20 protein-coding genes are annotated in these 24,956 nt (G+C 39.4%); 15 read left to right on the top strand and 5 right to left on the bottom strand.

Annotation, left to right across the window (positions count from 1 at the left end):
- Positions 1 to 227 precede the first annotated feature (227 nt).
- From F6K40_RS25785 to F6K40_RS25775, 3 genes are all read left to right on the top strand, one after another.
- Positions 228 to 1,409, top strand: a complete 1,182-nt coding sequence (locus F6K40_RS25785; protein ID WP_293139956.1) for a DUF58 domain-containing protein — start codon at positions 228 to 230, stop codon at positions 1,407 to 1,409.
- A 275-nt stretch (positions 1,410 to 1,684) separates the two neighbouring features.
- The gene (locus tag F6K40_RS25780; protein ID WP_293139955.1) at positions 1,685 to 2,083 is read left to right on the top strand and encodes a DUF309 domain-containing protein; all 399 of its coding nucleotides are present in this window, start codon (positions 1,685 to 1,687) and stop codon (positions 2,081 to 2,083) included.
- A 233-nt stretch (positions 2,084 to 2,316) separates the two neighbouring features.
- On the top strand, positions 2,317 to 3,129 hold the full coding sequence (locus F6K40_RS25775; protein WP_293139954.1) for a hypothetical protein: 813 nt from the start codon (positions 2,317 to 2,319) through the stop codon (positions 3,127 to 3,129).
- 156 nt (positions 3,130 to 3,285) lie between these two features.
- On the opposite strand, the gene holB is transcribed toward F6K40_RS25775, so the two are convergent.
- Together holB and F6K40_RS25765 are read right to left on the bottom strand one after the other, a co-directional pair.
- Complete coding sequence (gene holB, locus F6K40_RS25770; protein ID WP_293139953.1) at positions 3,286 to 4,245, bottom strand: DNA polymerase III subunit delta'; 960 nt, start codon at positions 4,243 to 4,245, stop codon at positions 3,286 to 3,288.
- A 231-nt stretch (positions 4,246 to 4,476) separates the two neighbouring features.
- On the bottom strand, positions 4,477 to 5,292 hold the full coding sequence (locus tag F6K40_RS25765) for an SDR family oxidoreductase (RefSeq protein ID WP_293139952.1): 816 nt from the start codon (positions 5,290 to 5,292) through the stop codon (positions 4,477 to 4,479).
- 717 nt (positions 5,293 to 6,009) lie between these two features.
- On the opposite strand from F6K40_RS25765, the gene F6K40_RS25760 reads away from it, so the two are divergent.
- The 5 genes from F6K40_RS25760 to F6K40_RS25740 all read left to right on the top strand — a co-directional run bounded on the left by F6K40_RS25760 (position 6,010) and on the right by F6K40_RS25740 (position 12,192).
- A complete protein-coding gene (locus F6K40_RS25760; protein WP_293139951.1) occupies positions 6,010 to 6,360 on the top strand; it encodes an SH3 domain-containing protein in 351 nt (116 codons plus the stop codon).
- Between the two features lie 172 nt (positions 6,361 to 6,532).
- Entirely contained in the window at positions 6,533 to 7,054 is a 522-nt protein-coding gene (locus tag F6K40_RS25755; protein WP_293139950.1) for a photosystem I assembly protein Ycf3, read from the top strand.
- A 328-nt stretch (positions 7,055 to 7,382) separates the two neighbouring features.
- Positions 7,383 to 7,673, top strand: coding sequence for an Asp-tRNA(Asn)/Glu-tRNA(Gln) amidotransferase subunit GatC (gene gatC, locus F6K40_RS25750; RefSeq protein ID WP_293139958.1), 291 nt, complete (start codon positions 7,383 to 7,385; stop codon positions 7,671 to 7,673).
- 908 nt (positions 7,674 to 8,581) lie between these two features.
- Entirely contained in the window at positions 8,582 to 9,451 is an 870-nt protein-coding gene (locus tag F6K40_RS25745; RefSeq protein ID WP_293139949.1) for a hypothetical protein, read from the top strand.
- A gap of 338 nt (positions 9,452 to 9,789) precedes the next feature.
- The gene (locus tag F6K40_RS25740) at positions 9,790 to 12,192 is read left to right on the top strand and encodes a DUF3604 domain-containing protein (protein ID WP_293139948.1); all 2,403 of its coding nucleotides are present in this window, start codon (positions 9,790 to 9,792) and stop codon (positions 12,190 to 12,192) included.
- Here F6K40_RS25740 and F6K40_RS25735 read toward each other — a convergent pair.
- On the bottom strand, positions 12,189 to 12,314 hold the full coding sequence (locus F6K40_RS25735) for a hypothetical protein (RefSeq protein WP_293139947.1): 126 nt from the start codon (positions 12,312 to 12,314) through the stop codon (positions 12,189 to 12,191). The two genes, F6K40_RS25740 and F6K40_RS25735, sit on opposite strands and share 4 nt — an antisense overlap.
- 55 nt (positions 12,315 to 12,369) lie before the next feature.
- On the opposite strand from F6K40_RS25735, the gene F6K40_RS25730 reads away from it, so the two are divergent.
- From F6K40_RS25730 to F6K40_RS25700, 7 genes are all read left to right on the top strand, one after another.
- On the top strand, positions 12,370 to 14,517 hold the full coding sequence (locus F6K40_RS25730) for a bifunctional metallophosphatase/5'-nucleotidase (RefSeq protein WP_293139957.1): 2,148 nt from the start codon (positions 12,370 to 12,372) through the stop codon (positions 14,515 to 14,517).
- A gap of 574 nt (positions 14,518 to 15,091) precedes the next feature.
- Positions 15,092 to 16,684: an AGE family epimerase/isomerase gene (locus tag F6K40_RS25725; protein WP_293139946.1), complete on the top strand. Its 1,593-nt coding sequence runs from the start codon at positions 15,092 to 15,094 to the stop codon at positions 16,682 to 16,684.
- Positions 16,685 to 16,790: 106 nt separating this feature from the next.
- Positions 16,791 to 17,411 carry a DJ-1/PfpI family protein gene (locus F6K40_RS25720; protein WP_293139945.1) on the top strand — a complete coding sequence of 207 codons (621 nt, stop codon included), beginning with the start codon at positions 16,791 to 16,793 and terminating at the stop codon, positions 17,409 to 17,411.
- A gap of 911 nt (positions 17,412 to 18,322) precedes the next feature.
- The gene (locus F6K40_RS25715; RefSeq protein ID WP_293139944.1) at positions 18,323 to 19,357 is read left to right on the top strand and encodes a DMT family transporter; all 1,035 of its coding nucleotides are present in this window, start codon (positions 18,323 to 18,325) and stop codon (positions 19,355 to 19,357) included.
- 879 nt (positions 19,358 to 20,236) lie between these two features.
- A complete protein-coding gene (locus F6K40_RS25710) occupies positions 20,237 to 21,097 on the top strand; it encodes a shikimate dehydrogenase family protein (RefSeq protein WP_293139943.1) in 861 nt (286 codons plus the stop codon).
- Complete coding sequence (locus F6K40_RS25705; RefSeq protein ID WP_293139942.1) at positions 21,078 to 21,878, top strand: TIGR01459 family HAD-type hydrolase; 801 nt, start codon at positions 21,078 to 21,080, stop codon at positions 21,876 to 21,878. Before F6K40_RS25710 ends, F6K40_RS25705 begins: the two co-directional genes overlap by 20 nt.
- Before the next feature lie 9 nt (positions 21,879 to 21,887).
- Complete coding sequence (locus tag F6K40_RS25700) at positions 21,888 to 22,742, top strand: glycosyltransferase family 2 protein (protein ID WP_293139941.1); 855 nt, start codon at positions 21,888 to 21,890, stop codon at positions 22,740 to 22,742.
- A gap of 661 nt (positions 22,743 to 23,403) precedes the next feature.
- On the opposite strand, the gene F6K40_RS25695 is transcribed toward F6K40_RS25700, so the two are convergent.
- Positions 23,404 to 24,585 (bottom strand): DUF4336 domain-containing protein, encoded by a 1,182-nt coding sequence (locus F6K40_RS25695; RefSeq protein ID WP_293139940.1) that lies wholly within the window; start codon positions 24,583 to 24,585, stop codon positions 23,404 to 23,406.
- A 35-nt stretch (positions 24,586 to 24,620) separates the two neighbouring features.
- Positions 24,621 to 24,956: hypothetical protein (locus F6K40_RS25690; RefSeq protein WP_293139939.1), on the bottom strand; the 336-nt coding region annotated here is incomplete at its 5' end.

Genomic DNA, 24,956 nt, shown 5'->3' with positions numbered 1-24,956 from the left:
TAGAGAGAATAGGGAAAAGTAATTTATAATTGATAATTGATATAGCAATTCCCACAGTTATAAGGCACAGTTGTTTTTCTTATTTTCTACTCTACTACTGTAGGATGGCAGAAATAACAATTTGCAGTTACATACATCCTAAAACCCTTACTAACCAATACTTTTAAATTTTGAATTTTGAATTTTGAATTTTGACTTCCGCGTAGCGGCACTACTCCCTAAAAATTATGAAAATTTACTACAAAATATCCGACTGGTTAGAAACTAACTGGGTAACACCAGCTTATGCAGGTGGGTTACTCGGAGTATTATCAATATTCTTCTTTGGTGCCGCTACTAATACTATGGCAGGATGGTTATATGTAATTAGTGGCATGAGTTTCGCATTATTAGGAATGGGCGCTCTTTTGCCAGGGCGATCGCTACGTCAAATAAAAGTACGTCGTCATCCAATTCAACCTATAACTGTAGGCGATAATCTAAGCATTGCTCTAACAATAGAAAATTCTATTAACCAACCACTAGCTTTGTTGCAACTCCAAGATCAAATTCCTTTTGTCTTAGGGAAACCAGTGCAACAAGCAATAGAGGTTATTCCCGCTAAAGAAACTTACCATTGGGTTTACCATCTTCCTACCAAAAAAAGAGGTATATATAGATGGCATGATCTTCAACTTAGAACCGCAGCACCTCTTGGTTTATTCTGGTGTCGCCGTAGTCGAAATGCTAAAGCTACCGCTATTGTCTATCCCACAGTTTTACCCCTGAGTAGTTGCCCGATCATAGATGAACTTGGTCAAGAAAATAGTCGTCAACTTCACGAACATAGTCGTTATCAAATGGCATCGGAAGGACTAACTCGGACACTACGACCATATCGGTTTGGAGACCCTAGTCGTTTAATCCATTGGCGGAGTAGTGCGCGTTATGGGGAGTTGCGGGTTCGGGAATTAGAGGTATCGAGGGGAGGAGAAGAAATTCTAATTTGTCTTGATAGTGCTGCTGACTGGCAACCCGATCGCTTTGAAGCTGCGGTGACTGCTGCTGCTTCTTTATATTTTTATGCTAGTCGTTCTCTACTAAATGTTCAACTTTGGACGGCTGCTACTGGGTTGGTTCATGGTAATGTAGCTGTGCTGCAAACTTTAGCTGGGGTTAAGTTTGGGGAAGAGATTGTGGCAGGAAACCGACCAGAAAGGAGTTTACTTTGGTTGACTGAAAATTCGGTTAGTTTGACTGCTCTTCCTGCTGGAAGTAGATGGTTGTTGTGGTTAGATGAGTCTGTTGCTTCCGCAGCAGAAAAACCAAAGGTTCAACATTGTTCTGGTTTGGAAATTACTTCTAATCAACCTTTAGAGTTTCAACTTCAGTCTAGTGCCGCTACGCGGAATTCAAAATTCAAAATTTAAAATTCAAAAGTATTGCTTGGTAAGGCTTTTAGGATTTTGTAATTGGTCAGTTATTTCTGCTATCCTGCATTAGTAGACTGACACAACTAATACGATATTAAACAGAGAAAAGTTGAGAATTAATATATAGCTAAGAAAGAATTGGTTCTTGACAATTACTGATGATGAATCTCAGACTAGGAAATGTTTTTTCCAACTGTTCCCTTTTCCCTATTCCCTGTTCCCTGCTATAGAATTAAATTCAGTTTTTAGTGTTAATTTTGGATTGAGTAATAATGACTTCTGAACAAGAAAAAATTCCCCAACAATTTTGGCAAGGAATAGGAGAATTTAATGAACAAGAATTTTATAAATGCCATGATACTCTTGAGGCTTTATGGTTGGAAGCTGGAGAACCTGAACGAACTTTTTATCAAGGGATTTTACAAATAGCGGTAGGACTTTATCATGCTGGAAATGAAAATTGGCGTGGTAGTCTGATGTTATTGGGAGAAGGTATTAGCAAATTGAATTATTATCAGCCTAATTATTTTGGAATTAATGTGGAAAAGTTGTTGATAGAAAGTAGTGAGTTATTAAAGGATTTGCAACAGTCAGGACCTGAAAAAATTGCAGATTTTGTCCGTGATTCTTCAAATAGTAAATATCCGAAAATATTAAAACTAGAAGATTAATTATCCGGTAAATTAATGGTTGGGTTAGCAAAACTTAGCCTAACCAAATATGCTTAATTTGAGTTTAAGTGTATTGAGCGATCGCTTTCTTTGTATTCCTAAAAAGTAGTTTCAGGTTTTTAATTGCTAGCTTTTTAGCTACATTCTCAAAGGTAGGGTTTTCACTACCAGTCGAGTTCAGATAAGCCTCGTTACAATATTTAACTATGGTTGATTAAACGAGGAAATCTTCAATGAGCAATACAAATAATAATTCTGGATTACAAGAAAAATTAGACTTAGTCAAGCAAGGAGATAGTAAAGATAACAATTATAGTGCTTGGAAAGGAATATTGGGTGCTGCCCCAGCAGGTTCACTTTTCGTACATTTTTATGAAACTTATGTTAAAGAACCTTCTCGTCAAAGATTAGTTGATTTTTTAGATGAATTAGTAAAATATTTATTCATTTTGGAACAACAAATTGATGCTGTAAGTTTTGATAATCCAACATTTCAGACAACTTTGATAAAAGCTAGGGATATTGCTGTGCGTGAACATCAGCAAGAAAAATTAGAAGCACTGAGAAATGCGGTTTTAAATTCAGCTATTCCTAATTCTTTTAAAGATGATATTCAGGCAATTTTTATTAAATGGATTGAGGAATTTACTGTATCTCATATTAGATTACTTAGAATATTACATTACATAGATAATTATAATGAAAAAGAATTTTTAGCTAATTTGCCAGATTTAGAGGAAAATCGTATTTTTTATAATCAAATATTAAAACAGTTAAATGATAAAGACTTGATTGAGTTGAAAGAAGTATATAGAAATTTTAAAAAGGAAGTAAGCCCATTTATGCCTCAATTTAAACAACCAGTATTCGGCATCTCCCTACCTATAGGAAGAAAAGAGGTTGACGTAAAAACTGTCAAGGTTACTGAAGATATTGACTTAATTATATCAGATGTAAAACATAACCGTCAAAAAAGTAAAACAACAGAATTAGGTAAACAATTTATTCAGTTTATAGAAAATCCACTTGTTATAAGAACAGAATAATAAATATTTGTTATGAATTTTGCTCTTATCTGAACCGTGCAAGTAATGGTGATCGCTACATATTTGAAGTCAGAAGTCAGGGCAAGACACGGATTTTGCCACGGATGCACGGATGGATGCAGAGAAGGAGACTACTAGATTGACTTTCCCCTACTTCTAACTTCTGACTATTGCCATTAGAGTACATTCCCAAACTAATCTAGGTTGTACATAAGAAAGCAAATATTTTCTTGCCACTTCCAAATGTTTCAGACATTCTGCTCCATAAACCTGCTGTTGCCTCCAATAACAATGCTGTAAATAATCTATCAACCATAACTGTGCCTCCGTATCCAAACTTTTACTAATATCCCGCGCCACCGTCAATGCTTGACGAATATCCCCAATACCCTGAGTCGCGACTTGCAAAATATCTGCCGGAATTTGTTGTAGTTTTTCCCAACAAGCGATCGCTTCTCCCGGACTTCCTTGAGACATCGCTATTACTTCTGGGTTAGCCAAAATTTCCCCATAACCTGCTTTTTCCAATACTAACTGCATATTCTCCTGAGTCAACCGATAAAAAGGAATACGTTGACAGCGCGACACTAAAGTTGGCAACAATGAATCAACTCCAGGGGCAATTAAAATCAAAGTTGCTCGTTTACCTGGTTCTTCCAAAGTCTTTAATAAACCATTTGCTGCACTTTCTCTCATTGTTTCAGCTTGCTGCAATACCACAACTGATCTTGCTGCTTCCAGGGGAGGGCGACTCAGAAATTGACTAACCTCCCGTACTTGTTCCAAACGTATTTGAGGAGGTGACTTGCGTTTGACTCCTGCTTCTGTTGCTTCCTGTGGTGAGAGTAGTTTTCCTTGGTGTAAATATGTTGGTTCTACCCACAATAAATCTGGATGGTTTCTTTTGTGGATGCGACTTTGTAAGGATGAACTGTCTGAGACGGGGGAGTCGGTATCAGAGAATAAGAGTTGGATAAAACATTCGGCAGTTAGAGCGCGTCCGACTCCAGGAGATCCCGCAAATAGATAAGCAGGAGCAATCCGTTGATGAGCAACTGCTTGGGTTAATAATTCTATGGCTTGGTTTTGTCCAATAATAGGAGTGAATTCATGCATTCAAAAGTCAAAAGTTAAAAGTTAAAATTAATCGTACTTTATCAGGACTTACACAGGCGAACCCAGAAACCCGGTTTCTCGTAGATGTTTATTGTCAAAAACAACAATTTATCGTAGAAACCGGGTTTCTTTGCGTAAGTCCTATTTATATTAGAAAAGGGCTTTGTTGTACAAAAGATGAAAATAGAGTATAGATATGGTTATGGTACAAAAAATCTGCACCTACTACTTTTAAGAATTATTTGATTGTGCTTTTGTAAATAATGTTTGCCAAAATAACGATTTATCATTATCAGGAATTTCATTTTTTCCAGTCTGATTAATTATCTCAAAAGTTTGGTTAATTGTGCAGTCTAATTGGAGAGCTTCTACACAAGCTTCAGCAACAATTATTCTACTGGTTTCACCTAATAATTTATCTCCTTGACCAATAATAATTTTTTGACGATTTCCACTTGTTGCTTTGATTAATGTATTCAAATCGTAAGAAGTATAAGGACCGTCTGTTAATCTCCCTGGTCTAATAATTGTGTAAGGTAAACCAGAACTTTTCAAGATCTTTTCTGCTTTTAATTTATAATCTAAAACTCCAAATAAATTGAGAATTTTATAAGGAAATTGGTCGGAACGTTCAACACCTACGGAAGAAACTAAAATAAATCTTTTTAAATTAGTAGGCATTAAATTAATTAAATTTTTATTGCCTAAATAATCCGTATTTTTGGGATTGTTACCTCCCCACCATCTAGTTGAGGGAAAAGCTGTAGTTCCAAGACAAGAAATAGTGGCATCTATTTGTTGATTTGCTAGAGATTCTTCTAACGATTTTTGTTCGCGAACATCTCCTGGAAAAATTTTGATATTTGCTGAATCACCAAATAATTTTTGAGCTTTTTCGATGTCTCTAACTATGGCAATAATTTGATAATTTTGGGCAATTAATTTGGCAACTACGATTTGACCTACTCCTCCTGTTGCTCCTAAAACTAAAATATTTGTAGTTTGATTTTGCTCTGGAGTTTGTTGTTCTGTTATATTGTTATTCATATATAATTTCAGTTCTCAGTTATCAGTATCTCGTGTAATAGGGAGGGCGAGAAAATTTATGATTTTCTTCTCTCAAATATAGTCATAGTAATAATTTAACTTCTAAGTTATGACTTTTAACTTGAGCATTAAATTGTTTATTATATATATGACTTACAGAACTAAACAAAAAAACTGGTTTCTGCATAAGTCCTAATATAATTAATTTGCAGAAATGCAAAGCTAAAATTTATTTTGTAAAATATAACGATCATAAATGATTTGTGAAAAAAACTGTAGGGGGTTTGGAGACCAAACCCGTACGAGAAAATATTATAACCTACTTAGGATTAGTGTATCAGTTTTAATATTATTAACTAAAGCTTTTATCTCGCACCAAAAGTAATAGCTGATGGCTTACCAAAGCCCTTCGGGCTGAAGTAATAAGTAATAAGTAATAAGTAATAAGTAAAGCCCGAAGTTTGGTCTAAAGCCTCCTCATGAATGAGGAAAATATAAGAAAATATAATTCAATTTTTGAATCCTCTTACTTTAGGAAGAGGTATTACTCATAACTCATAACTCATAACTCATAACTCATAACTCATAACTCATTACTCATTACTCATTACTCATTACTCATAACTCATTACTCATTACTCATTATTCATTACTCGTGAAGGCTGAATGCTTAGTGTATAATTATATTTGATAATCAATCTGAACGAGGAAAAAAATATGAATAAATGGAAAAAATATCTAATTAATACTGCTTGTGCTTCTCTATATTTATTAGGCTTTAATACAGTTGTCCTAGCTGTTACCGCTAAAACAAAGATTGTGCCAACTCCAAAATATCAATTGGCTCAAACTCCTGTTGGTTATTGTACAGTATCAGACCTAACTGATTCACCTCTGAATGTTCGAGAAAGACCAAATGGGGAAGTAATTGGCACTCTGGAAAATGGTGCAGTAGTTGCTATTGGTGTTACTGATGGTAGTGAAGGTGAAAACTGGACAAGAATTATTCGTCCAATAGAGGGTTATGTATGGGCAAAATATTTAACAGATTGTGAATATAAGTATTGAGGGAGTAGGGGGAAAGAATTGATGATTTATGTGCTATAATTTGCTTTATTTTTTATTATTTGAGAGGTCTATTAGATTAGATAAATTTTTGGCCGATATTTCCAAGAAGTTGCACATACTTTTCAAAATTGTTCTACTCTAGTTTATGTACCTAAAAATATAGAGTTGTAATATGCCCAGAACCCAACGTAATGATAATTTCATTGACAAGTCATTTACGGTTATGGCAGATTTGATTTTAAAGCTACTACCAACAAATAATCAAGCTAAAGAGGCTTTTGCTTATTATCGTGATGGAATGTCGGCACAAGCTGATGGAGAATATGCAGAAGCTTTAGACAATTATAATGAGGCTTTAAAATTAGAAGAAGACCCTAATGACCGGAGTTATATTCTTTATAATATAGGCTTAATTTCTGCTAGTAATGGGGAACATGATCGAGCATTGGAATATTATCACGAAGCTTTAGAAAATAATCCTAGAATGCCTCAAGCTTTAAATAATATTGCTGTGATTTTTCACTATAGAGGAGAAAAGGCAAAAGAAACAGGTGATTTAGAAGAAGCAGATGGCTGGTTTGATCAAGCTGCAGAATATTGGAAACAGGCAATTAGTTTAGCTCCTAATAATTATATTGAAGCTCAAAATTGGTTGAAAATTACTGGACGTTCAAATAAAGAAGTATTTTTCTAAATTAGGGAGTAGGGAGTAGTCTAGAAAGGGGGAAAGTAGAGAAGGAAGCACAAATGTCTCCAAATTAAAACTTATAAAAATTTGGTGATCTATTGCCTCGGCATTTAATCCAAAAATGATAGTTGCTTTTTTCTTCCTTGTCTTCTTTCTTCTCTAAGTAAGCGTCAACTAAAAAGTCAAAACCTACCCTTGTGAAGCTAGGAAGTAATTCTAATCAATAGGAACAGAAATAAGTAGTGAAAGGGCGTGAATATTGATAATTTAGCTCTAGATTATCCAACGCCTGTAGTTCATTTTATAGTTAGGAAAATAGGAAAAATTAGTGATGATTATAGATAATGAACAAGTGCGCAAAGTTGCACATTTAGCTAGATTAGAACTCAAACCAGAAGAGGAAGAAATATTTACTACTCAATTAAGTAATATTCTCGAATATTTCCAACAGTTGAGTGAGTTAAATACGGAAAAAGTGGCTCCTACTACTAGGGCAATTGATGTTAGTAATATCACTCGTGAGGATAGTTTGGAACTTTTTCCTAACCGGGAAGAAATTCTTTCCTGCGCTCCAGAACAAGATGGGGACTTTTTTAAAGTTCCTAAGATTATGAGTGAAGAATAAAACCTCAAATATAGCTTTATAATTAATAATTAATAATTAATAATTAATAATTAATAACTGGAGAGTAAAAAGTTCTCCTGAAAAATGATTTGCTTTAAAGGCTGAAAGTATTACTGGAAAATGCTTACAGCACCTACAGTTCTCAATAGAGAGCTTCCAAGCTTGAGATTGCTGAAAGCCCTAGCTAGTAATAGTTATTCCAAGAACTTCGCACTGTCTAGTTAATAATTAATAATTATTAATTAAAGAATTCAGGTTTAAATTCTGCTCTTTTAAGGGGAAAAAAAGAATTTTTTTTCTTTGATCCTCAATTCTCTCCCTAAAAGGAAGAGATAATTATTAATTGTTAATTGCTGAAGCAACCTAGGGGTTTGGTTACCAAACCCCTACAATTTCCTATTTTGACAATGACTGACGGTATAATCCTAATTTTGCTCCAAAGCAAGCAGATTTGATATATGTAATATAAAATCCGGGTAATTAGTTACCATATTGCTGAGGAGTCATAACTCAGGAGAAAAAAAGGATTTGAATAGGATGAATTTTTCAATTAGATACAGCTAAGAAAGGATTAGTTAGGACATAAACTTATGATGAATCTACAAAGCGAAATGTTTTTCCAACTATTCCCTGCTATGGATATTAATTTTGATTTTCTAAAAGCTCTAAAAATTCATCTACAAGTTTATTGAGTTCTTCTGACTTCTGATATAAAATTCGGTTATACAGTAATCGCAAAATTACTTCATCTTAATACAGATGTTGTATTGAATACTAATTTAAAATTTCATGTTACCCAGATTCTATATGAATTATGACTTTTGACTTATGCTTCACTCCTCAAAAGCCAAATCAAGGTATAATCATAAGTAGAACTAACTCAAAGTTATTTTAGGAGTCATAATAATATGTTGCGTAAATTGACCGTTTTGTTTATGTGTTTAACATTGTGTTGGACAACAGTCGCCTGTGGTAGTTCCAACACCACCTCATATCAAAACTCAAATCCCAATATCTCATCTAATCGAAACCGTAACCAAGTAACTGCAGGAGAATATCCCGTACAACAAGCAACTTATAATGATGCTAATGGCGAATATTCCTTAATGTTACTGAATACTCCTTCAGGTAAACCGCCAATTTATAGCACTACAGATTTGCAAATGGCAAGTTTAACTGATGAGGAAATTCAGGAAGGCAAAAGTAATTATGCTGAGATCAATGGCGATCGAGCTAGTTTGCACATTAAACCAGACTTTAAAATTGAATATGTACACAACGTAACCGAAACCCAAACTAATGCCCAAACAGGTGCAAGGGAAACAGTCATTGTGCGTCGGGAGTCTAACTTCTGGGCACCTTTTGCAGGAGCAGTAGCAGGTCAAGTCGTTGGTGGAGCAATTAGTAGTATGTTGTTCACCCCTCAATATTACGTACCACCAGTTTATCGATCAGGTGGAGTAATGAATGGTTACGGTGGATATGGCACCAGCTATACCCAAGCTGTTAACCGATATCAAGATCGTTATCAAGCTCCACCAGTAGCAGTCAAAAATCGTCAAACCTTACGTTCTACAGGTGTAACTAATTCTACTCGCAGCACCACAAATCGTAAACAGCAACAAAATACGAATCGTTCTACAGGTAGTGGTGTTGGTGCCAGCGATCTGCGTCGCTCAGGTACAGCAAAACCTCGCCAACAACGTCGTGGTTTTGGTAGTGGTGGGTTATCACCTTCACGTCGGAGCAGTGGTTTTGGTGGTAGACGACGCCGTTAACGAAGTCAGAAGTCAGAAGTTAGTAGGGGCGAATGGCCATTCGCCCGTACAGAAGTTAACCCACCCCTAACCAAACTCAACCCACCCCCAACCCCTCCTCGGAGGGGAGCAGGAGGGGAAGTAGGGGATTAGAGCAACGCTCCCAAAACGTTTCGCCGATCCTGGCATCTCACAATTACTAAGATTGGCAATGTCAACAATGTATTGAGTGAGTGTAAGTCCAGGAAGTGAGCGATCGCTGTCTAAACAGAGACCAGCGCCAATAAAACTGAATCTGCAGACATTTCGTCCGAAGTAAAAAAAACCAAGAAAAGACAATTCCTAGAGGAGTTATCAAAATGAATCGAACGTTTTTGCAAATTCGCAAACTGTTGATGACAGGATTGTGTATTTGCCTACTAATAGGGAACATTCTCTTTCCCTCCAACAGTGCTTTAGCTGCAATCCCTGAAGAAGTTGGATTGCCTGCTGGAGAATACGACACTCCAGTTCTCAACGGACTTATACAGCCTCCAGCCTTCAAGAAAACAACCTCAAAAAACTACTCCCCCTACGCAGGACAAGCCCAAGCAGCGCCAGGCTTTCCCCAACAGGTATTTTGGGGTGATACGCACCTGCATACAGTCTATTCCTTCGATGCGGGTGCTGCTGGAACTACCCTAACTCCTGAAGATTCCTATCGCTTTGCGCGGGGCGAGCAAGTCGAGACAGATGGGGGAGAACTTGCCCAGTTATCTCGTCCCCTGGACTTTCTGGTGGTCAGTGACCACACTGACCAGTTGGGATCGTTCCAACAGTTGACGACCCAAGATCCCCCAGACAACTGTGGTGAGGATCAGGCTCAGGTAGATGAGTGGTATTACAGGATTGAAAACGGCAACGACGAAGAGCGAGCGCAGGTCAAAAACGAAATCACCTACGTCTTTGGTCAAGGCGAGGCTCCAGAATGCATGCTCCAAACTCAAGAACAGTTCCGTACTGCCTGGGAGGAAGAAGTTGATTTTGCAGAAGCGTTCAACGATCCCTATAAATTTACAGCACTGATCGGGTATGAGTGGACAGCCCTGGATGCAGGAGATAATCTCCACCGTAACGTTATCTACCGCGACAACGGCGACAAAGCAAAGCAGTTGCTTCCCAAGACTACAGAAGATGGTCCAGATCCAGAACTGCTCTGGAAGTGGATGGCAACCTATAAAGACAAAACTTGTGGTGATGTCTTGGCGATTCCCCACAATGGCAACATGAGTAACGGACAGATGTTTGCGAACGTGGATGCTCGTGGTTTGCCCCTGAGCCACAGCTATGCCGAGCAACGACAACGCTGGGAGCCACTCTATGAAGTTACCCAAACAAAAGGAACGAGCGAAACTCATCCGAAGTTGTCTCCTGATGATGAGTTTGCCAGTTTTGAGACCGCAGGCTGGGATGCGGCCAACTTGCACATGAGTGATCCTAAAACAGATGATATGTATGAGTATGAGTATGCTCGTGCAGCCCTCAAGAATGGACTCAAGTTTGAAGACAAGCTGGGAGCAAATCCCTTCAAATTTGGTCTCATCGGTTCCACAGATTACCACGCTGCCATATCAGCTGTGGAAGAAAATAGCAATATGGGTGAGCTTCCCTATAATACCCCTAGTCCTAACCGGGTGACGAACATCAAGAAGGAAAGTTCTTTTGTGGATGATGATACTGGAGAAACACTCAAGCGGTTCGGATGGCAGCTTGGGGCAGCGGGTTACGTAGGTGTTTGGGCTGAAGCGAATACTCGGGAATCTCTGTTTGATGCCATGGCACGACGGGAAGTTTATGCCACTAGCGGACCCCGCATGATTGTTCGCTTATTTGGCGGTTGGGATTTTACCGACGCAGATTTAGATCGTAACCCTGGTGATGTGGGTTATGCCAAAGGTGTTCCTATGGGTAGCGATCTGCCGTCGCCTCAAGAACTCGATCTGAACTTACTGGAAAAGATTACTCAGAAGACTAACAAGATTGCTCAGAAGACTGAAAAGATTGCTCAGAAGGCTGAAAAAATTGCTCAGAAGACTGACAAGGCTGAAAAGATTGCTCAGAAGGCTGAAAAAATTGCTCAGAAGGCTGAAAAAATTGCTCAGAAGACTGACACTCTTGCTGATACTCTGAACTATTATTATCAAAAAGTCAACCCACCGACCTTTTTGGTAGCTGCATTGAAAGATCCGCTGCGGGGGAATCTCGATCGCATTCAAATTATCAAAGGTTGGCTGGATGCTGAGGGTGATACCCATGAGAAAGTCTATAATGTCGCCTGGTCAGATCGTCCTGATGATACACCAGATAGTCTCTCTCCTGTGGGTAATACAGTTAATACTGACACAGCAACCTGGGAAAATACCATCGGAGCAGTCGAGCTAGCAACGGTCTGGCATGACCCAGATTTCGAGCCGACACAACCTGCATTTTACTATGCGCGAGTCTTGGAAATTCCGACTCCTCGTTGGACGGACTACGACAAAGCGTTTTTCGGCGACGAGTGGTGTGCGGAAGCGAAGGCAGAAGATCCAACGGCTTGTGATGATATTCCCCTAACCTTACAGGAGCGGGTGTATACTTCTCCCATCTGGTATTCTCCAGCTAAGACCCTCGAATTCCCATCCGGGCCTAGCAAACCAGTTGAAAATGTGACTCAAGAATATTTTTGGGATACAATCATTCAGGAGGTTGATCAGCATTATTCAACCAAGTATATGAACTAAAATGCTCCTGGCATCTCATAATGGTTTGGTAGTTTCCTGACCCATTGAATGAGTTTAGGTTCTGCAATAGGGCGATCGCTTCCTAACCAGAGGCCATCGCCACAAACTAAACCTCTGGACATCTCGTCCAGAGTTAATATTGTTATTTAGAGGTTTTTCTCGATGATTTTGAATCGTATGTGGAAGCATCTGTGGAAAAAGGTAGTGGCTGTTGCGATCGCTACTGTTTTCTTCTTGAGTGTCGCTGTACCCCCGGCGACAGCATGGAGTCTATCGGATCTATTCAAAGGGTTTGGATGGTTTAGCAAATCTGAACCTACTGCTACCAGCACCGCTACCGACTCGGATGCCACAACCTTCAGTCTACAACTACTCCACGCTTCCGACTTTGAAGCTGGCCTGGAAGCCATGGAGGACGCGCCTCGCTTTTCCGCCGTCCTCAATGCTCTCAAAGACGACTACCCGAATACCCTTTTCCTTTCCTCTGGGGATAACTACATCCCTGGCCCGTTCCTGTTTGCAGGTGGCGACCCAAGCCTGAGCGACACCCCTGTGGGCAAAGCGGGCATCGGTCACGCCGATATCGAAATCCTCAACCAACTAGGCCTTCAAGCCTCCACTTTTGGCAATCACGATTTCGATTTAGGCACTAAGGAAGTGAGCAACATCATTCAACCTTCTGGCGAATACCGTGGGGCGTTGTTTCCTTATCTGAGCGCAAACTTAAATTTCGGTACAGATCCAGACTTGGCAGACAAGGTGACAGAAAACGGGCAAGAGATTAGCACGCTTGCAGCCGGACAATTAGCAGGAACGGCGTTCGCTACCATTGGCAACGAAAAGATTGGCATTGTCGGCGCAACCACACCGTTGTTGCCAGTGATCGCTACCACGGGCAAAGTCACTGTATTCCCTGAAAATGACACTGACTACGACGCCCTGGCTGCTAACATTCAGACTGCTGTAGACGAGCTGACGGCAACGGGCATCAACAAAGTAATTCTTTTAACCCACATGCAACAGTTGAATATCGAGCGCAACGAACTCGCTCCTCGTCTGCGAAATGTGGATATCATCGTTGCCGGTGGTTCCCATACGTTGCTGTCCGATGAAACAGATCGTCTCCGTGCAGGAGATACCAGCGCTGGTCCCTATCCCATTCTCAAAACTGATGCGGACGGCAACCCAATTGCAGTTGTCAACACCAAAGCCAACTATACTTATGTTGGTCGTCTGGTGGTAGATTTCAATAGCGACGGCATCCTCGTTCCTGACAGCATCGATCCCAATATCAGCGGAGCTTACGCCGCTGATGAAAAAGGGGTCACAGCTATTGGGGGGACTCCAGATCCGGAGATTGTTGCCATTACCGATGCCCTAAATGAGATTATCACCAGTCAGGATGGGAACGTTTTTGGTAATACAAAAGTTTTTCTGCGGGGCGATCGCGACTTCGTCCGCACCGAAGAAACCAACCTGGGCAATCTGACTTCCGATGCTGACCTGGCATACGCTAAAACGGTAGACCCCACAACGCGAATTGCTTTGAAAACTGGGGGCAGTATCCGTTCCAATATCGGCATTATTAAGGCCGCGAGCGGCAGTACCGATCCCAATGACTTTGAACTGTTGCCCCCCGAAGCAAACCCGGCAGCAGGCAAAGCAGAAGGAGAGGTTTCCGAACTCGACATTAACAATTCTCTCCGCTTCAACAACGGACTCACCCTGTTCACCCTCACGGCAGAACAACTCTTAGAGACACTTGAACATGGGGTTGCGGAGAGCAGCCCCGGTGCAACACCAGGTCAGTTTCCCCAAGTAGGAGGTCTGAAATTTAGCTTCGATTCGGAACGTCCTGCTGGCGATCGTGTTATCTCTTTAGTCGTTTTGGGCGATGGTGAATCTGATGTGGTTGCTCAAGATGGCGAACTGGTTGGCGATCCTAGTCGCACCTTCCGGGCGATTACCGTTAACTATCTCGCTGACGGTGGCGACAGCTATCCTTACCCTAGCTTTTTGAATGCCGATCCGGTTTTGTTTAATCGTGTCGATCTCTTGGGCGAACCGGATCGCGACAGCGATGGATATTTTGAACCAGAAGAGGATCTCAACCAAAACGGGAAGAGGGATGAGGCGATTGCAGAACCTTTTGATGGCGTTGCTGACTTCTCTCCTTTCGGCACTGAGCAGGACTCACTGGCGGAATACTTTCATCAAGTTTTCCCAACTGCAGAAAGCGCCTTTCAGCAAGTTGACGGCGATCCTGCCTCAGACGAACGGATTCAGAACCTAGCGTTTCGGGAAGATACGGTGATTTCTCAATAGAGCAATTTAGTAGATTTTACAGCGATTTTCATTTGGGTAGACCACAGTAGGGACGTTCCATGGAACGTCCCTACCGTGTTTTGCTTGTGACAGTGTAGTCCATTAATCTAAAAAGCGTTGTCAGGCGATCGCCCTCCTCTTAAGTTCCTGCATCTTTTTCAGGATAATTGTTTCATGTATAATATCAAGTCCGTTTAATTGCACATACAATAATCGCATCTACAGCGGTTTAGCCTGAAGTGTGTAGGCAGTTGAGTGTCAAATTATTGAAGTAGGGTAGAAACAAGTAATGAGCGTATCTTCTACTGACTACTAACTACTGACTACTGACTACTGACTACTGACTACTAGGTTGATAGTGAGGTTGTTTAACCGGATTTGATATAAGCTATTAGTGATTATTTGTCAACTACAATCTCTAATGTTTAAGAAAAAATAAATTTTTGACAATAACAAAAGACGTGATAGTAGTTTGAGTAAAGGCAATCAGTGCAAGCAACTAATGAATATTATTTGATTGCAATGGCCTTAAATAAAGTTCAATTGTTCACCTTCAAAATAGACAATAGTTCTTATGTTCAAACTCACTCGTCATCGTCTATTTAAGATTGCAGCCAGTTTATTCCTGAGTTTTACACTTCTGTTTGTATCAAGCGTTCAACCAGCTTTAGCATTAGTGTCCTCAACTGCTCAGTATCCTGTTAATAATATTGATGCAATTATTGCCGATGTTCCCACAGGCGAACGTTGGTTGCAACATTTAGAAGAAGACTTGCTCCCATTTTGGGAAATGGAGGAAGCACTTGGCGATCCTGTTGGCAACTACCCGACTTATCGATGTAATGACGGATCGTTGTACAGTTGGATCAATCCCTGTCCAGAACTTGAAAATGCTGATTCTGGTATCGTCAAGCTTGATCGAGAGTACATCAGGGCAAAATCAAGACAAATCTTTGCCTATGGCGTTGCTTACCATCTGACAGGAAAGAGTAAATACCTAGAATGGGCTAAAGAAGGAGTAGACTATGTGCGCGCATATGGTATAGACCCAGAAGGTGGTGCTTACACCTACTTTGAAGATGAAGTTGGCCTACCAAGTCAAGCTCGCCGGATCAGTCAAGATATGGCTTATGCTGTTGCTGGTCTAGGATTTTACTACTATCTTACCCGTGACCCCGATGTATTAACAGATATCGTTGCCCTCAAAGACTATATCTTTGAGACCTATTACGATGCAGAATGGAATTTACTTGCGTGGGCACATGAGGATTATGTAGATTACGTTGACGAAAATGGTAATGAACAAAAGGTTAGTAAGGATCAACGGGAATTAGTAGCTCAACTTGACCAAGTTTATGGTTATATGTTGTTGCTCACTCCCACATTGCCTGAAATGTTCAATGATAAACCCCTCCGCTCCCAATGGGAAGATGACTTGGTGCATCTAGCTACAATTATGAGCGAGCAGTTTTATACACCAGACAAAAATATTTTCTTTGGAGCAATTACCGATCCAAGCAAACAAAAGTTAGGAACAGATCATACAGATTTTGGTCACTCCATTAAAACTTTATGGTTGATCTATGAAATCGGTAAATTAACTGGACATTATGAACTGACTGCCTTTGCTCAAGAAAAAGCACCTCTAATTTTTGAAGAAGCCTTCCTAGAAGATGGAACTTGGGGTCGTCGAATCAATGAATATGGTCAATTAGAAACTGATAAAGAATGGTGGATTTTAGCTGAGTTGGATCAAACTGCTGCTACCTTCAGTTTGCGCGATCCTTCTTATGCTAAATACTTGCCCACTACCTATGCTTATTGGTTTAAGTATATGATAGACCACGAACATGGTGGTACTTGGCACTGGGTAAATGCTAAGGATAATCTTCCCAACTTGAGTATGCCAAAGCAACACTCCTGGAAAAATGCTTTCCACAGCTTTGAGCACGATCTGGTTGGTTATATTACTGGTCAAGCAATTCACAATTTGCCTGTCAATTTGTATTTTGCTTTCCAGGAAATTCCTGATAACACTCAAATTCGTCCCTACCTGTTTGCGGCTAAGGTTAAATCTATGATCGAACCTCTGAAGCGCAATGGGAGAAAGATTCGCCCGGTTCGGGGTTCAACTCAACAAATGGTTACATTAGTTGATGTTCGGTAAATATTGAGCTTGAAGATATAGTTGCTAATTGAGCAACTATATCTTTTTTGTATGAACTTTATCAATTCCTTAACCTCAATTATCAAGCTCTAGAAGGAGAAAAGTAATGTCGTTTAAAGCACTACAAGGAAAAAAAGTCGCGGTACTAACTGAAACCGAGTATATTCCCCACGAACTTGACTATTATAGCATTGGCTTTTCTGTCCTCGGCGCAACTGTAGATTTTATGACCAACCTGTGGGGAGCAGCATCCCGCACTATTGTTAGTGATGTGGATGCTCCTGGAAAGCAGGTCTATTCTATGGAAGTGGATAAAGATCCTAAAGACTACGATCCGAATAGCTATGATATTGTCTTGATATCGGCCAATTATTGTAGCGTCCGACTGCGGGAAATTCCACCTATGGGTTCTCTCGGCAGCATTGAAGAACTGCAAACTCCTCCCGCAGTCCAGTTCTTCAAAAAAGCAATGGAAAATAAACAGATTGTTAAGGGAGCTTTGTGTCATGGGTTATGGATATTAACCCCTTGTCCAGAAGTTTTGAAAGAACGACGAGTAATTTGTCATACTGTAGTGTTAGCCGATATTCATAATGCAGGTGCAGTTTATGTTCCAGATCCCAGTCATGTTGTAGTAGATCGGGACTTAGTGACTGCGCGATCGGCAGCAGATTTAGAGTCATACTTCGATGCAATTGTCAAAAAAGCAATTAAAAAAGACAATTAAATCTAGCTTCACTGAAAATTGAACTGTCCAGAGATTCGAGGTTGGTAATACCTCAGAAAAAAATTATAGCACTCTTCATTGAAGTAAACTACAGTAGGGAGGTTCCATGAAACCTCCCTATCTAGTAGACCGCTCCGCTTTTTACTTCTAAAGTAGAAACAGAAATCGTATTTACGGACAACAAATACAATACCCATGCTACCGGACATGATATAAGTCCTGATAAGTAATCATCCGCTCCGGTAGTATTGGTATAAAAAAGCAGAGAAACCGGGGAAAGTATCATATCCCTACACTTGCTAACATTAACCTCCTACAAACCTGGTTTCTGATAACGTATTGGTATAAAAAAGCAGAGAAACCGGGGAAAGTATCATATCCCTACACTTGATAACATCAACCTTCTACAAACCTGGTTTCTGATAACGTATCGATATAAAAAAAGCAGAGAAACCGGGGAAAGTATCATATCCCTACACTTGATAACATCAACCTCCTACAAACCTGGTTTCTGATAACGTATTGGTATAAAAAAGCAGAGAAACCGGGGAAAGTATCATATCCCTACACTTACTAACATTAACCTCCTACAAACCCGGTTTCTGATAACGCTTCCATTGCCAGCGGATTTGATCTCAATTATCCCAAATTCTGATATAGCAATTCCCAAGAAGCGTGAGGTACAAAATTCCTTGGTTTTAGGGAACAGGGAACAGGGAACAGGGAACAGGGAACAGGGAATAGGGAATAGGAAACAGGGAATAGGAAATAGGAACAAATAAAGATAGGTGTACCTCACGATTGCTGAGAAACGCTATATTGCTGTTAAAATTCATAGATGGCCTATCTGGCCTTCACAACAGTTTGATCAAAACCTGTCCTCGAAAAAATTACAGTAATTTAAGGCAAAAATGCTTTCAAATCAGGAAAATAATCAAGAAAAAATAGATATAAATCAACTCGATAATTTAAAAGATAATGAAGTAAACACGAACTTCATGTCACAGAAACAAACAATGTTCAAATCGAATTGGATGGGATTAATACTCTTGTCAATTGCCGTTTTTATTTTATCTTCGGCTTCAATTTTGATTCGACTTAGTGAAAACGAACTCGGCCCTTTTGCCACCATATTTAATCGTCTTTGGATTGCAATTGTTGCTTTAGTCGCTTGGAAAGGATTTACAAAAGCACGTTCCAAAATCATTTCAGATGTTTCAATTCAACCTGAAATATACACCAAGAAAGATATATTTTTGAATGTAATGTCTGGTATTCTAAGTGTACCTTGTGTATTATTATGGGCTTGGTCTTTAACAGAAACTAGTGTTACAAATTCTAATTTACTTCATAATTTAATGCCATTGTTTGTAGTTTTAAGTGGATGGTTATTTTTAGGAAAAATTTTTGATAATTACTTTTTAATAGGTTTATTTCTGGCATTGGGAGGAACAATTTCAATTAGCATAGAAGACTTCCAGATTTATCCAGAGCATCTGATGGGGGATCTAGCTGCTCTATTTTCTGCTTGGTTTTATGCCGGTAATTATATGGTTATTGAAAAGCTACGAGAAAAATTTTCCACCACTACAGTGCTTCTTTGGGTTTCCAGTATAGAACTATTAGTTGTTCTTCCGGTAACTTTGCTAACTGAAAATCAACTGTTTCCTTCTTCATTCAACGGATGGTTAGTAGCTATTGCCCTGGGTGTTTTATGTCAAGTTATTGGTCAAGGAATTATGGCTTATACTTTGAAGCAATTCTCATCAGGATTTGTTTCTCTTTTTATATTACTTGAACCGATTTTTACAAGTTTTTTAGCCTGGATTATTTTTGCAGAACAATTAACTATTATGAATGGGGTAGCTTTTTTAGTTGTATTAACAGGAATTTACTTAGCTCAGTTGAGTCAAAGTGTAAACAAACAAATGTCTGAATCAGCATGAAATTATTAGACATCTCCGGAAAAGAGGGAATAGGCAATCGGCAATGGGCAATAGGGAGAAGTAATTTATAATTTATGGATCAGAATTGATTTTATTTTTAATTTTTGGAGATGTCTCATAGAGCATTTTTATACCTTTTTCCCCATTCTATATTCTGAATCTCCAGACTTCTGACTCCTGAGATTAAATCAGTTTAATTGGACATAAAAAAATCTCCAATATTCATAACTACTGTCGTGTCAAGCTTGAAAATGTGAGTTAAAGAACCTAACCCCCCAACCCCATTCCCTGCTAGCGTTGGGGGGATTTATCCCCTCTCACTCATCAGGAGAGGGGGAGGGGCAGGGGGGAGATGTCTCCAAAGTTACTCGCTCCTAACCCACAATTTTAGTCTTGACACGGCACTACGCTCATCTTTATGATTCTTTCTCCTCCTGAGGACCTACGGACGTTGCATAACAAAAATGCGAACGTCCCTACCTCCTCAGTTAAGCAATCTATAACTGTTTAACCAGATTTGATATGACTCCTTTACCAAAAGCACATACCTTTGTAAAGATACCTAATAGGTTCTATAAATTATATTCATCAGAAAAAAAGTTAGAATTTTCGTATATTCGTTTTTTTGAGGTTACTGTATGATGGTAGAGATTGTTAGAAGGGCGTTGGTGAAGTGAGCTATGAAATGTAAAGAGCGTTTTATGAGAAACTGGGTTTGTTAGAGACAGATATCACTATGTATCCCCATCTAATACAAACCCGCTTTCTAGAATGCCAGAAAAATCATAGCTACGTATCACCAAAGTCGTTAGAAGATATTATTCGGACATGGTATAACCCCCAGTCCAGTAGACTGTCTACATCTAAACTTTTTGATTTATGCACAAGCAAAAGTATCCTAGTCATGTTCGTTCCATCCAAAAATTGAAACTTGCCTATTTCGGACGTGTTCTCTCTCATAGTCGTTTGGCACAGGTATACAAACTCTGCTGCCATTCACAGGGAATTGACCTTGATTTTCAACAATTTGAAGTGGAACCGAGAGAATTAAAAGCAAAGATGTTAGACTTAAAATCTCAATCAGGCACCCACATTTGCATCACTGTGCCTTATAAAGTTCAAGCCTTTGAATTATGCGATGTTTTAACAGAACGTGCCCGTAAAGCGGGTTCGGTTAATATTATTCGCAATGAACAGGGAGTATTTTACGGCGATAATTCTGATGGAGAAGGTTTTATCAGAGATGTCAAAAGTAATCACAGACTATCATTTACAGATCGGAAATTATTGGTATTAGGTGCAGGTGGTGTGTTGCGGGGGATGTTGATGGAGTTGATAAAGCAATCTCCCAAGAGTATCTTAATTTGTAATCGCTCTCAAGAACGTCTTCAAGGGATTCAACGAGATTTTCCTTTTGATATTATCAGCACTTGCACTTATGAAAGTATTCCTCAAGAACCTTTCGATTTTATTATTAATGCCACATCAGCAAGTATTCAGGGACAAAACTTACCCTTAAATTCGGGTATCATTGGACAAAATACTCACTGTCTGGAGTGCGCCTACAAAATTGCTGAACAGACTCTCTTTCAGAAATGGGTACTCGCTGCTGGTGCAAAATCATCAATTAATGGCTGGGGAATGCTCGTCGAACAGGCTGTAGTTGCCCTAGATTTCTTTTCTAATCTTTCTATCAGTTCTACTCCAATAGTGAGACATTATGAGTATCAAAAGTCCTAGTGATTCATGGCATCAACTTGCTGCTGAATACGATGTTTTTTTTATTGATTTATGGGGTGTGCTAATTGATGGCGAGCAATGTTTTCCTTATGCTGTAGACTGCTTAACATTTTTAAAGAATCAGGGAAAAGCAGTTATCTTGATTAGCAACACACCAACAATAGGGGCAATCATGTCCGATCAACTCTCATCTCTGGGTATTAGCCGATCGCTTTATCAAGCCATTGTTACTTCTGGAGACACAACTCGATATCTGCTTTCGGCTGATACAGCAGCTCACAAAATTATTGTGGGTTCCCGTTATTATTACATGGGAGAGGCTCAACATGAGCAGTTATTGCAGGGTTTACCCTACTCGCGAGTTAGCAAACCTGACGAGGCAGAATTTATATTGTTAACGGCAACGGATTCTGCTTTTGAGTCTCCTGAAGATTTTCAAGTCTTTCTAGAAAAAAAAGTGACGATGCTGTGTGTGAATCCCGATTTACAGACTCTTTCACTGCAAGGAGAAAAGCAATTCTGTGCAGGATCGGTTGCTCAAATGTATGAAAAACTGGGTGGAGTGGCGATCTACATCGGCAAGCCTTTTCTCGATATATTTGTCCTAGCTCATTCTTATGTTAACTTTGTAGACAAGGCAGGTATCGTTATGGTAGGCGATACGCTTCATACCGATATCAAAGGTGCCCTTGACTATGAGATTAAGGCAGCTTTAGTAAATAAAAAGTTGTCATCTCAAGATATTAAACCCGATTATGTATTCGTGCAATTTACTCAATAATCTGTATCTATGTTTAGCTTTGTTATCCCTTGCTACAACGGTAAGGCAGCTCTTAATAATACACTGCAATCCTTATTTTGGCAGGACAAATCTGTGCCATTCGAGGTGATCTTAGTAGATAATAATTCAAGTCTGGATAATCTTGATGAGCTTTATGAAACCTACAATGACAAGCTGAATCTCTACTTGCTCAAACAGCCTAAGTTGAAAACAACCTATGCCCTGAGTAGAGCTAGGAATCTTGGCTTGAAACTCAGCCAATATCCTTGGATGATTACTCTAGACTCCGACATTATTTTACCTCCCCACTATCTAACAAACCTAAGTACATATATCAATATAAATGCTCAAGATAGAAATATCTTGTTAACAGCAGAACGTATTTTTATCAATCGTGCTGACATTGAACCACTGACATGGGACAAACTAACAGAGGCGGTTCCGATCGCTAGTTCTTCTAACTATAATCGCGTTGAAGATCGCAGACTTCCTTATCTCAAACAGTTAGCGACAACTCCTCATCCTTGGGCATTCTTTCATGGTTGTAATACCATTTTTCAAATAGAGAGGGCGATTGAAGCCGGTGGATTTGATGAAGAATATGATGGGCATTGGGGATATGAAGATATTGATTTTGCTTACCGCCTCATCACTCGAACCGACTGTCAACCCGTGTACTTACCCTCCATTTACTGCTATCACCAAGAAGAAGAACATTCTGCCCCAACTACTATCGATCGCTTCGATAAATCCAAAAATCCTAATTGGACACGCATTTGTGATCAAATTCCTGGTTTTAAAGAATTCAAGCATCAACAATACCAATCTCTAACTTGTCAAGAACTCAAATTGGAGGTTGACTAACGGAAGTGTCATAAGAAACCCGGTTTGTCGGAGGTCGATGTTAGTATTGTAGGGCATTTAATACAAACCCGGTTTCTATGCTTTTTTATACCGATACTACCGGATTTGATATGACACCAATGCACTTATTCAGCAAGTCCTAATTATTCTTGAATAGAACAAATTTAGAAAGTAGCAATTAAACAATAACGACTAAGCTCACAGGAGGCAATGGATCGGAGCTTCATTGCCGTTGCCTTGTTACCTATCACCCTTGAGTTTACACCAACGATACCAGCAGACATGATATTAAGTGTTCCCAGTTAAGTGTTCCCAGATCCCTGCCTTTGCATACAATACCGATGCTACCGGACATGATATCAATTTTTTAAATAAAAACGCTGAAACTTTAACCTGTACAAGCTTTGAGGATTGATTTATCAGCCTTAACTATTGGACAATAGTTAAAATCAAACATCAATTTATAGTAAGGAGAGTGATATAGCGGACGCACTTGCTCCGCCTTCTCGTATAGGGAATGCTCCGCAAACATATCGCGCTCGCTATAAGTTTCATGTCGCGCAGCGAAAAAGCGGAACGGATGTTCTATGGCTACTTTCGTGCAACAAAACCGCGATCGCTTCAAAAAAACAAGGCAGAGATAACTAAATTCCCGTAACTATCAACGCAAAATCCCTCTTTTCTTCAATCCTTCATCTAATTGTCTCAAAAACCGTAAATCTGTCTCTGGTAAATATCCCCCACTATCCTTTTCTAAAAAACTAAACGCCTCCTTAAACTCATACCCACTTGCCTGAATAGGTGCATCAAAATGACAAGAAATTATCTGCCGAAAATTCCAACTTGCCACCTTCTCAACCCACTCCATCACCTGCTGTGGATTGCGATTTAAAATCAGAGTTTGCAATATAGGTGCTACTAATAACCGCCCATCCTGTCGTAACTCTGTAAAAGAAAGCTGCCACTCAGACTTCCATCGCCACGGTAAGAGACCAAAATATGCACGCTTCGAGCGATCGCTTGCTTTCCCAACATTCTTAAAAATTTCCCCAGTAGGAACGACATCTAAAGCATCCACCTGAAAATACAATCCAAATAAACATATTTTTTGCCACCCAATACATCTATTTGTGGGAGTATCTTCCACCACATCAAACACGTCATCTTTGGCATGAAATAATAACGGATAGGGATCTAAATTCAAAATTTCCGGCGGTTCAGCAGGTACAGATAAAACAGTATCAACCGCCAGTAAAGTTTGAGATGGACTATGCCAAAATGCTACTTCTGCAAAAGGTCTGAAACCAATATCAAGGGGTCCGAGAGTCGCGTAGTCAAATTCTGCTGCAAAAGGTGCATCTCCACTATTAGCAGGAAGTAGATAGGTACGGTTTCTTGGCAAACCCAACCAACTCAAGGGTAAATTGAGAGGAAAACTCCATTGATTGGGCGTAACAAAAACTTCCGCCGTGGGAAATTTTCTGGCAAAAGGTCCCACATATACTTTATGTTCTAAGCCAGAAATAGTTGGTAAAATAATGTAGCGAACTTCCCCATATTTTTCTACTAATTCATTGACAAGGCGGACGCATTCCCTGGTTGGTGCTATTGGGGCATAGACAAACAAACCCCCTCCGAGCATTCTGACTACTGTCATCCTAATTGGCACAGTGACATAGAAGATACCCTGAATTTGGTCAAAAGTCCAGATTGTATCTTTAACTATTTCTTTTCTTAATGTCCGCCGTTGCCCATAAGGGTATAAGGGTAAAATTGGCCATAGTGGCCATAACCAATCCCTAGAGTTAGAATTTTGTTGTTGTTTTTGTTTGCCTGAACGCACCTTTAATGCAGTTATTTACTACAGTTATTAATTTATCAGGAACTTATGCACCTAAACAAGAAATCAGATTTACTACGCAAAGAAACCGGGTTTTTAGGATAAATCGTTGCTTTTAACAATAAACATTGAGGAAAAAACCCGGTTTCTGGATTCGCCTGCGTAAATCCTGAACTTCTAATTTTTGAATTTTGAATTTTGAATTTTGAATTTCTTATGCACCTAAACAAGAAATCAGATTTACTATGCAAAGAAACCGGGTTTTTAGGATAAATCGTTGCTTTTAACAATAAACATTGAGGAAAAAACCCGGTTTCTGGATTCGCCTGCGTAAATCCTGAACTTCTAATTTTTGAATTTTGAATTTTGAATTT

This window comes from Okeania sp. SIO3I5 (genome assembly GCF_010672085.1).
In the GTDB taxonomy this organism is placed as follows: Bacteria; Cyanobacteriota; Cyanobacteriia; order Cyanobacteriales; family Microcoleaceae; genus Trichodesmium.
Note: the sequence above shows the minus strand (reverse complement) of the source record. Positions and strands in the feature narration are given on the sequence as shown.

Excerpts from the sequence above, each read along its gene's own strand:
- F6K40_RS25735 (WP_293139947.1), bottom strand. The coding sequence starts at position 12,314 with ATGTCCAGAGGTTTAGTTTGTGGCGATGGCCTCTGGTTAGGAAGCGAT.
- F6K40_RS25780 (WP_293139955.1), top strand. The coding sequence starts at position 1,685 with ATGACTTCTGAACAAGAAAAAATTCCCCAACAATTTTGGCAAGGAATA.
- F6K40_RS25755 (WP_293139950.1), top strand. The coding sequence starts at position 6,533 with ATGCCCAGAACCCAACGTAATGATAATTTCATTGACAAGTCATTTACG.
- F6K40_RS25705 (WP_293139942.1), top strand. The coding sequence starts at position 21,078 with ATGAGTATCAAAAGTCCTAGTGATTCATGGCATCAACTTGCTGCTGAA.
- holB (WP_293139953.1), bottom strand. The coding sequence starts at position 4,245 with ATGCATGAATTCACTCCTATTATTGGACAAAACCAAGCCATAGAATTA.
- F6K40_RS25740 (WP_293139948.1), top strand. The coding sequence starts at position 9,790 with ATGAATCGAACGTTTTTGCAAATTCGCAAACTGTTGATGACAGGATTG.
- F6K40_RS25775 (WP_293139954.1), top strand. The coding sequence starts at position 2,317 with ATGAGCAATACAAATAATAATTCTGGATTACAAGAAAAATTAGACTTA.
- F6K40_RS25730 (WP_293139957.1), top strand. The coding sequence starts at position 12,370 with ATGTGGAAGCATCTGTGGAAAAAGGTAGTGGCTGTTGCGATCGCTACT.
- F6K40_RS25745 (WP_293139949.1), top strand. The coding sequence starts at position 8,582 with ATGTTGCGTAAATTGACCGTTTTGTTTATGTGTTTAACATTGTGTTGG.
- F6K40_RS25760 (WP_293139951.1), top strand. The coding sequence starts at position 6,010 with ATGAATAAATGGAAAAAATATCTAATTAATACTGCTTGTGCTTCTCTA.
- F6K40_RS25715 (WP_293139944.1), top strand. The coding sequence starts at position 18,323 with ATGCTTTCAAATCAGGAAAATAATCAAGAAAAAATAGATATAAATCAA.
- F6K40_RS25725 (WP_293139946.1), top strand. The coding sequence starts at position 15,092 with ATGTTCAAACTCACTCGTCATCGTCTATTTAAGATTGCAGCCAGTTTA.
- F6K40_RS25785 (WP_293139956.1), top strand. The coding sequence starts at position 228 with ATGAAAATTTACTACAAAATATCCGACTGGTTAGAAACTAACTGGGTA.
- F6K40_RS25700 (WP_293139941.1), top strand. The coding sequence starts at position 21,888 with ATGTTTAGCTTTGTTATCCCTTGCTACAACGGTAAGGCAGCTCTTAAT.
- F6K40_RS25765 (WP_293139952.1), bottom strand. The coding sequence starts at position 5,292 with ATGAATAACAATATAACAGAACAACAAACTCCAGAGCAAAATCAAACT.
- F6K40_RS25710 (WP_293139943.1), top strand. The coding sequence starts at position 20,237 with ATGCACAAGCAAAAGTATCCTAGTCATGTTCGTTCCATCCAAAAATTG.
- F6K40_RS25720 (WP_293139945.1), top strand. The coding sequence starts at position 16,791 with ATGTCGTTTAAAGCACTACAAGGAAAAAAAGTCGCGGTACTAACTGAA.